This window comes from Companilactobacillus tucceti DSM 20183, from assembly GCF_001434665.1.
Taxonomy (GTDB): domain Bacteria; phylum Bacillota; class Bacilli; order Lactobacillales; family Lactobacillaceae; genus Companilactobacillus; species Companilactobacillus tucceti.
Map to the genome: position 1 here is coordinate 1 of NZ_AZDG01000032.1, position 8,417 is coordinate 8,417.

The window sequence follows — 8,417 nt, forward strand, 5'->3', positions numbered from 1 at the left end:
CAAAATAAAAAAGATCAGTTCGGGAAATCTTACGATTTCCACGTTCTGATCTTTTTTATTAGGACTTTTGTCACAGCCCCCTTTTTTACGTTATACTCGGAAGCTGAACGTGTATAGTCACGCTCTCTATTTAACTACGATATTAACAATCTTGTTAGGTATAACAATAACTTTAACTACATTCTTACCTTCAACAAATTTTTGAATTTTCTCGTCAGTTCTAGCTAGTTTTTCAACTTCTGCTTTATCCATATCAACTGGTAATTCAACCTTATCACGAAGTTTACCGTTAACTTGAATAATAACTTCAACTGTATCTGAAACTAATTTGCTTTCATCAAATTTTGGCCATGCAGCGTATGAAATTGAATCTTCGTGGCCTAATTTATTCCACAATTCTTCCATCATATGTGGAGCAATTGGAGCTAATAATTTGATAAATCCTTCAGCATAATCTTTTGGCATTTTATCAACTTTATGAGCTTCATTTACAAAGACCATCATTTGTGAAATGGCTGTATTAAATCTTAATTGATCAAAATCTTCAGTCACTTTCTTAACTGTTTCATTGTAAACTTTATCAAGTTTTCCATCATTCTTATCAGTTAAGAAACCTTCTCTAACTGTGCTGTAATCATCATCATTAATGAATAATCTCCAAACACGGTCCAAGAACTTATGAGCACCTGAAAGTCCATTTTCTGACCAAGGAATTGATGCATCCAAAGGACCCATAAACATTTCATAAACTCTCAATGTATCTGCACCGTATGATTCAACAACGTCATCAGGGTTAACAACATTACCCTTTGATTTAGACATCTTCTCATGATTATCACCGAGGATCATACCTTGATTGAACAATTTTTGGAATGGTTCTTTTGTTGGAACTACTCCCAAATCATACAATACTTTGTGCCAGAATCTTGCATAAAGTAAGTGAAGTACAGCGTGTTCTGCACCACCAATATAAATATCAACTGGTAACCATTGTTTTAATAAATCATAATCAGCTAATTCTTTATCATTATGTGGATCAACATATCTTAGGTAATACCATGAACTACCGGCCCACTGTGGCATAGTGTTTGTTTCACGACGACCTTTGCGACCATTTTTATCAACAACATTTACCCAATCAGTCAAGTTAGCAAGTGGTGACTCACCAGTACCTGAAGGTTTAATATCAGCTTCAGCAGGTAATTCAAGTGGCAATTCATCTTCTGGAACTAGAGTTGTTTCGCCATCTTCCCAATGAATAACAGGAATTGGTTCACCCCAATATCTTTGGCGTGAGAATAACCAGTCACGAAGTTTGTAGTTAACAAATTTCTTTCCATAACCTTTATCCTCAAGAAATTCAATCATCTTATCGATAGCTTCTTTTTGATGTAAACCATCTAAGAAGTCAGAATTAATATGTGCACCATCGCCACCAAAGGCTTCTTTAGAAATATCTCCACCTTCAACAACTTGTTTGATAGGTAAATGGAACTTATTAGCGAATGCATAATCACGATCATCATGAGCAGGAACCGCCATAACGGCACCTGTTCCATAAGTTGCCAAAACATAATCAGAAATCCAAATTTGAACTTTTTCACCGTTTACAGGATTAACTGCATATGCTCCTGTAAAAGTACCAGTTTTATCATGATTCAAATCTGTTCTATCAAGATCAGATTTTCTAGAAGCTTCTTCTTTATAAGCCTCAACAGCAGCACGTTGTTCATCGGTTGTAATAATATCAACTAGTTCATTTTCTGGTGCTAAAACAACATAAGATACTCCAAAAACAGTATCAGCACGTGTTGTAAAGACAGTAATTTTCTTATCATCATATCCGTCAATTGGAAAACTGATATGAGCACCAATTGAGCGACCGATCCAATTTCTTTGCATTTCTTTAATACTTTCTGGCCAATCGATCAAATCAAGGTCATCAAGTAATCTATCAGCATATGCTGTAATTTTTAGCATCCATTGACGCATTGGTTTTCTTACTACTGGAAAGCCTCCACGTTCAGTTTTACCATCAATAACTTCTTCATTAGCAACAACTGTACCAAGATCAGGACTCCAATTGACTGGAACTTCTGCTTCATAAGCAAGACCTTTTTTATACATTTGTTCAAAGATCCATTGAGTCCACTTATAATACTTAGGATCTGTTGTCTGTACTTCACGATCCCAATCATATGAAAAACCAAGTGAATTAATTTGGCGCTTAAAATTATTAATATTCTTTTCAGTAAAATCAGCTGGATTATGACCTGTATCCATAGCATATTGTTCTGCAGGTAATCCAAAAGCATCAAATCCCATTGGATGCAAAACATTATAGCCTTGAGCACGTTTCATACGAGCTAAAATATCTGTAGCTGTATATCCTTCCGGATGACCAACGTGTAATCCTTGTCCTGATGGATAAGGAAACATATCAAGTGCATAAAAATTATCCTTATTTTTGTCAGTTGTAGTTTTAAAAGTTTGGTTCTCTTTCCAATACTTTTGCCATTTCTTTTCAACAGCGTTGTGATAATACATATAATTCCTCCAATATTTATCAATGCAATAAAAAAGTCCTATGATTATAAAAATCATAGGACGAATTATCGCGTTACCACCTAAGTTCCGCCAAATGGCGACTCTCGATATCTTTAACGCAGAATTTACGTAATCACTTACTTTTAGTTCAGTGATCAAACTTAAGTGGACGAGTTCAGTTTAATAAGTTACACGTTCACATCAACCACATGCTTTCTGAAATTCTTCTTAAACTTACTACTTCCGTTTGTTGTTATATACTATACCATTAATTTCTGTCCGACAACTAATAAATCTGAATTTAAATTATTATCTTGTTTAATTTGATCAACAGAAGTACCTGCTTGCGTAGCTATAGAATCAATAGTATCACCAGATTGAACAGTTACAGTGTTAGATCCATTTGAACTTGAATTTGTCGAATTGTCAGAAATAGTATTATCTACACTAATACTCTTAGTGTGCTTTTTAACACCATCAGTTTCATTTTTAACTATTATAGGAGCTTGATTTGCTCCATAAGAATCTTTAGTTGTGTCATCAATTGTGTTAGTAACGTTGATTGCATCAGTTGTATCTTGTGCTTGAACTGGATTAGATACTGTCAAAGTCTTACCAGGATAAACATAACTATCAGATTTAACATTGTTCAAACTCATTAATGAATTTACATCCATGTTGAATTTGCTTGCTACTGATTGTAAAGTATCACCTTGAGCAACAACGTAGGATTGGTCTTGAACTGAATTATCAGGTTGATCAAATTTAGTTAAATCATATTTATCAATAACACTGTTCAATTTGTCTGCATATGAAGTATCAGTTGCATAAAGGCCTGTTAAATATGAAGTTGCATCTTTATATGAAGAAGTATTACTCTTCCATGCACCTGAATAAATTTGTGGATCACCTGATACTCCACCTCTGATCAAATAGACATAATCCTCTAAAGACTCTTTGTATGAAGGATATTTCTTAAAATCAGAATTGATCGAATAAAGACTACCAGTACCATCATCTTCTTGTGTACCCATATTAACTGAGTCACCTTTATATGATCCTTTGATACCAAAAAGATTATAGTTAGGTGCACTAGCTAATCCATTAGTACCCCATCCGCTTTCAACCATTGCCTGTGCAATCATTACTGAAGCGTAGATATCATTATTTTGAGCCAACTTACGTGCTGAATTACCAATATAGTCAATAAATTCTTGATCACCAACACCACGAGGCGTAATGATTGAACTTGAATCAGTACTTGCCTGTTGATCATCATTTGAATTATTACTATAAGTATCAGCGTGAACTATTGGTAAAGTAGCATTGCTTGCTTCAGCGACTGCTCCACCAACAAAAAGACCGGCACCCAAAACGGTCATTCTCTTTTTCAAATTTGCTCTTTTAGCCTTTTTATTATTTAATCTAGTCAATCGGCTTTCTTCAAGCATACGTTGACGACGTGTAATTGTCATAATAATCTGTACCCCCGTGTGTAACGAAAATATATAGGTATTAAAGGATTTTACATATGAAAACTTCAAAAAAACTAATGCTAACAGCAATTTTACTAACTGCATTTATTATCTGGAGTATCAATGTCATACTCCAAACATCCCTAATCAAATCGTTTGATGATTTCTTTATTAATGCTATTTATCATCATTCAATTTGGTCCCTGACTTTCTTTAAGGAAATAACCTTCATCGGCAACACCAACCAAACTATTCTAATTGTTGTCATTTTTTCGATTATTTTAATTTGGAAGCGTTATTATTATGCATCAGCTTTTTTGATCATAAATAAAATACTTATAACATCTGTCAATACCATTATAAAACATTTAGTTGAACGAAAACGCCCAAGCCATTATCATTTTGTCTATGCTGGAGGTTTTAGCTATCCCAGCGGACATTCAGCCAGTGCATTTGCATTGTATATATCACTGTTTATTATAGCATGGTTTGTTTTTAAAGAAATAAAATTACGTGTACTAATTGGAATAACTTGTTTGGCTATCACTATCCTTATTGGGTACAGTAGGATCTTTTTAGGTGTTCACTATCCTAGCGACGTTCTTGGAGGATATTTATTGGCAGCAACTCTTATTTCTGCGACAAATATCTTATTCACCCAAAATTCGTTTATTCCTAATTTCAAGGGCATTTATCGCCACAGCAATAATCAGCAAGATAATTGATGCAACATAAATATTATGAAGACCTGAGAATAGTATTTGTCTCATCTTAGGCAACAATTCTACTGGCAACTGACTGGCGGTCTGTGGATCAATTAATTGATTCATCATATCGACGGTTATTTTTTTATTCTCGGCTGCCCCTTTTGCTAATGCTGTATTTAAAACAACACCGCAGATCGATACCATCATAGATTGACCAATAGTTCTTAACAACGTATTAAAACTCGTGGCTACTCCGACGTTTTCAGATGGGACAACAGTTTGGGCCGTTACTGTAGTAGTAGTAATGGTTAATCCAAAACCTAATCCTGCAACTGCTGCTAAAGCACAGAAGTAAACAAATGGGGATGTAGATGTTGCTAGTATCAAAGCACCACCTGATATTAATAGGAAAAACAGACTTATATAAATAATGCGATTTGGAGCCATTTTTTTGATTAAATGACCAGCCCAAAACGATCCAAATATCCAAACGATTGAACTTGGCGTAACGGCAAATCCACCCATTGAAGGACTTAATCCTAAAATACCTTGCATCCAAGTTGGAATATAAGCTTCAAATCCAATTAAAAATCCACTAACTAATAATGCAATAACATTTTGAATTACGAAAGTTTTATTCTTAAATAAATTCAAAGGCAAAATTGGATCTGCTACTCGTTTTTCAACAATGATAAATAAAATTACGGCAATAATTGAAATTAATGTTAATCCTAACGGAACTAATGCAGATCCTACACCTATGTTTTGTAATGCCAACATCAATGGTAGTAAAACAGCTACTAATAAAATAGTTCCAGAATAATCAATTTTGATCTTATCGTGTTCTCTTTTCTCCTCTTTAAAGAACAACCAAATCAAAGAAATCGTTATTAAGCCAACTGGTAAATTAATCAAAAATACCCAATGCCAACTCAATTTTTCAACAATAAATCCACCTAATAATGGGGCAATAACTGCGGCAATTCCCCAAGAAGAACCGTTTAATCCTAAGATTCTAGCTCGTTTTTCTAGTGGATAAATATCTGCAATGATCGTAAACGTCAATGGTTGAATAGCGCCTGATCCAATACCTTGAACAGCACGAGCTAAAATCAAAGTAAACATAGAATTAGACATACTACATAAAGTTGACCCAATGACAAATAAAACAAGTCCTAAAATAAAAATTGGTTTTCGACCGACAATATCTGATAATTTTCCATAAATTGGGGTTGCAACGGCTGTCATCAATAAATAAATTGAAAAAACCCAGTTCATCAAACTAACACCATGCAAGCTACCAATGATGGTTGGCATAGCGGTCGAAACGATTGTTCCCTCAATAGCAGTCATAAACGTTGCTATGAATACAGCAATAGTGACTACTAAAACATGCGATTGTTTTTTTTCCATTAATTTCCTCCAAAAAAAATAGAGGATTCTTTAAAGAATTATCTTTAAAGAACGCCTCTGTAATCACCGACTAATCCTTTAAGAAACTCTTGATGTCATCAACTTTATCAAGTTTTTCCCATGGAAGGTCAATATCTGTACGTCCGAAGTGACCATATGCGGCCGTCTTCTTATAAATTGGTCTTTGTAAATCAAGCATCTTAATAATACCTAATGGTCTTAAATCAAAATACTTATTGATACATGAAACGATTTGTTCTTCTGAATAATCACTTGTTCCAAATGTATCAACATGAATTGAAACTGGCTTTGCAACACCAATAGCGTAAGCAATTTGAATCTCACACTTATCAGCAACACCAGCAGCAACTAAATTCTTAGCAATATATCTTGCGGCATAACTTGCAGAACGATCAACTTTAGTTGCGTCTTTACCAGAAAAGGCACCACCACCATGACGAGCAAAACCGCCATATGTATCAACAATAACCTTTCTACCAGTCAATCCAGAATCTCCCTCTGGTCCACCAATAACAAAGCGACCTGTTGGGTTGATCAAGAATTTTGTATTATCATCAATTAAGTTCTTTGGTACAACTTCATCAATAACATACTTCTTGATATCTTTTTGAACTTGTTCAAGAGTTGCCTCTTCTTTATGTTGAGTACTTAATACAATTGTATCTACGCGAACTGGTTTATCATTTTCGTCGTATTCAATTGTAACTTGTGATTTTGCATCAGGCATCAAGTAATCAATAGTGTTATTCTTTCTAACTTCAGCTGTTTTACGCATTAATTTGTGTGCTAAAGAAATTGGTAAAGGCATATATTCTTTAGTTTCGTTTGTAGCAAAACCAAAAACAAAGCCTTGATCTCCAGCACCAATTTGATCTAATGGATCAAAATCTTTATCATTACCACGTTTTTCAAGCGCGTCATCAACACCTTGGGCGATATCAGGAGATTGCTCATCCAAAGCAACAAGTACAGCACAGCTGTTACCATCAAAACCTGGGTTAGTTCCGTCATAACCGATTTCTTTGATCGTATTACGAACGACACTTTGAATATCAACATATGCAGTAGTCGATATTTCACCAACAACTAAAACTAAACCAGTAGTAACAGTTGTTTCACAGGCTACACGAGCGTTTTTATCCTTTTCTAGGATAGCATCGAGAATGGAGTCACTAATTTGATCAGCAACTTTATCGGGATGTCCTTCTGAGACTGATTCAGAAGTAAATAAGTAATTCTTTGACATATTTTTTCCACCTTTCGGTTACAGGGCTTCTCCTTTTATCCAGTTTCCCAGAAATAAAAAAAGGATCCCATCAGGAACCTTTTAATAGGTTAACACATCTTTTCTACATTTTCAGGAAAAAGTTGAATTGACGTGCAAGTTTTTCTACACTAAGATATTTTTATACGTAAAGGAGTCTCTATGAATAATCGCAAATTAATCGTTGCTCTGCTGGAGTTTGTCAGCTATCATATTTTTCCCATAAGCTTTCTTTTCACACATCATCTTAACAACTATTCAATCAACTTTTACTTGATAGTTATGGTCGCAATGGTTGCTTTTTATAAAGAATATGTAAGAACGTTAAAGCCTAATTTTTACTTTAACGGTTTGTACACCGTTTGTTTTTTCATTTTGGCGTTAATATCATATCGAACATTGAATATTAATGTGATAATACTTGTTTTTGTCCAATTGGTCTTCTTATATTTAACCAAAAATATCTCAAAAAAATACCATATATTAGAAACCTTAATTGATGACTTTATTATCCCAAGTTTTACTTCAATTGCTATTGCATATACTTATGCACATTTTATTTCAGTAAACTTCATTGTCCCATTGCTACTAATAAATATTGCCGCAGTTCTAATTATTTACTTTGAAGGTGCAATAAGTGACTTTATCCAATTAATTACCTTAGCCGGTTTGACTTTGATCTTGTTCCTACTTAACTACATCAGTCTCATTACCGCTATAACAATAGTAATTTTTGTATTAGCATCTACACTTTTGAAAGAATTCAAACATATTTCAGCTTCAAATTTAGTCTATCGTTTAATTGGAAATATCTTATTACTAATCTAAAAATAGAGTCAGGAACAAAACTATTTTTTTCTTAAACATGCAGCATAAACGTGCAACAAAACATAGCTTTTTCCGCTTAAAACAAAAGAGCCCAGTAATCTAAAATCGGATGGTACTGCAACTATTTTTTGAGACAATAAAATAAAAGCACTTCTATTATTG

At 34.0% G+C, this 8,417-nt stretch carries 6 protein-coding genes, 1 riboswitch and 1 other annotated feature; of the genes, 2 read left to right on the top strand and 4 right to left on the bottom strand.

Annotated features, from left to right (window positions below; translation table 11 throughout):
* Window positions 1-126 precede the first annotated feature (126 nt).
* Window positions 127-2,547 carry a leucine--tRNA ligase gene (gene leuS, locus FC72_RS10420; protein ID WP_057767453.1) on the bottom strand — a complete coding sequence of 807 codons (2,421 nt, stop codon included), beginning with the start codon at window positions 2,545-2,547 and terminating at the stop codon, window positions 127-129.
* A 53-nt stretch (window positions 2,548-2,600) separates the two neighbouring features.
* Window positions 2,601-2,807: a binding site (T-box leader), on the bottom strand.
* Window positions 2,808-4,022, bottom strand: a complete 1,215-nt coding sequence (locus FC72_RS10425; protein WP_057767455.1) for a glucosaminidase domain-containing protein — start codon at window positions 4,020-4,022, stop codon at window positions 2,808-2,810. It abuts the feature before it with no gap.
* A gap of 56 nt (window positions 4,023-4,078) precedes the next feature.
* On the opposite strand from FC72_RS10425, the gene FC72_RS10430 reads away from it, so the two are divergent.
* A complete protein-coding gene (locus FC72_RS10430; protein WP_057767457.1) occupies window positions 4,079-4,747 on the top strand; it encodes a phosphatase PAP2 family protein in 669 nt (222 codons plus the stop codon).
* Here the strand turns inward: FC72_RS10430 and FC72_RS10435 are convergent.
* Window positions 4,673-6,142 carry an MDR family MFS transporter gene (locus FC72_RS10435; RefSeq protein WP_057767459.1) on the bottom strand — a complete coding sequence of 490 codons (1,470 nt, stop codon included), beginning with the start codon at window positions 6,140-6,142 and terminating at the stop codon, window positions 4,673-4,675. The genes FC72_RS10430 and FC72_RS10435 overlap by 75 nt on opposite strands.
* A gap of 70 nt (window positions 6,143-6,212) precedes the next feature.
* Window positions 6,213-7,409: a methionine adenosyltransferase gene (gene metK, locus FC72_RS10440; RefSeq protein ID WP_057767461.1), complete on the bottom strand. Its 1,197-nt coding sequence runs from the start codon at window positions 7,407-7,409 to the stop codon at window positions 6,213-6,215.
* Window positions 7,407-7,499: riboswitch (SMK box riboswitch) on the bottom strand. Its footprint overlaps the gene before it by 3 nt.
* Window positions 7,500-7,589: 90 nt before the next feature.
* Between metK and FC72_RS10885 the strand changes: the two genes are divergently transcribed.
* Window positions 7,590-8,255 carry a hypothetical protein gene (locus tag FC72_RS10885; RefSeq protein WP_057767463.1) on the top strand — a complete coding sequence of 222 codons (666 nt, stop codon included), beginning with the start codon at window positions 7,590-7,592 and terminating at the stop codon, window positions 8,253-8,255.
* Window positions 8,256-8,417 lie beyond the last annotated feature (162 nt).

What these genes read in the sequence shown, in the direction of transcription:
- leuS (WP_057767453.1), bottom strand. Translation starts at nt 2,547, where the DNA reads ATGTATTATCACAACGCTGTTGAAAAGAAATGGCAAAAGTATTGGAAA.
- FC72_RS10425 (WP_057767455.1), bottom strand. Translation starts at nt 4,022, where the DNA reads ATGACAATTACACGTCGTCAACGTATGCTTGAAGAAAGCCGATTGACT.
- FC72_RS10430 (WP_057767457.1), top strand. Translation starts at nt 4,079, where the DNA reads ATGAAAACTTCAAAAAAACTAATGCTAACAGCAATTTTACTAACTGCA.
- FC72_RS10435 (WP_057767459.1), bottom strand. Translation starts at nt 6,142, where the DNA reads ATGGAAAAAAAACAATCGCATGTTTTAGTAGTCACTATTGCTGTATTC.
- metK (WP_057767461.1), bottom strand. Translation starts at nt 7,409, where the DNA reads ATGTCAAAGAATTACTTATTTACTTCTGAATCAGTCTCAGAAGGACAT.
- FC72_RS10885 (WP_057767463.1), top strand. Translation starts at nt 7,590, where the DNA reads ATGAATAATCGCAAATTAATCGTTGCTCTGCTGGAGTTTGTCAGCTAT.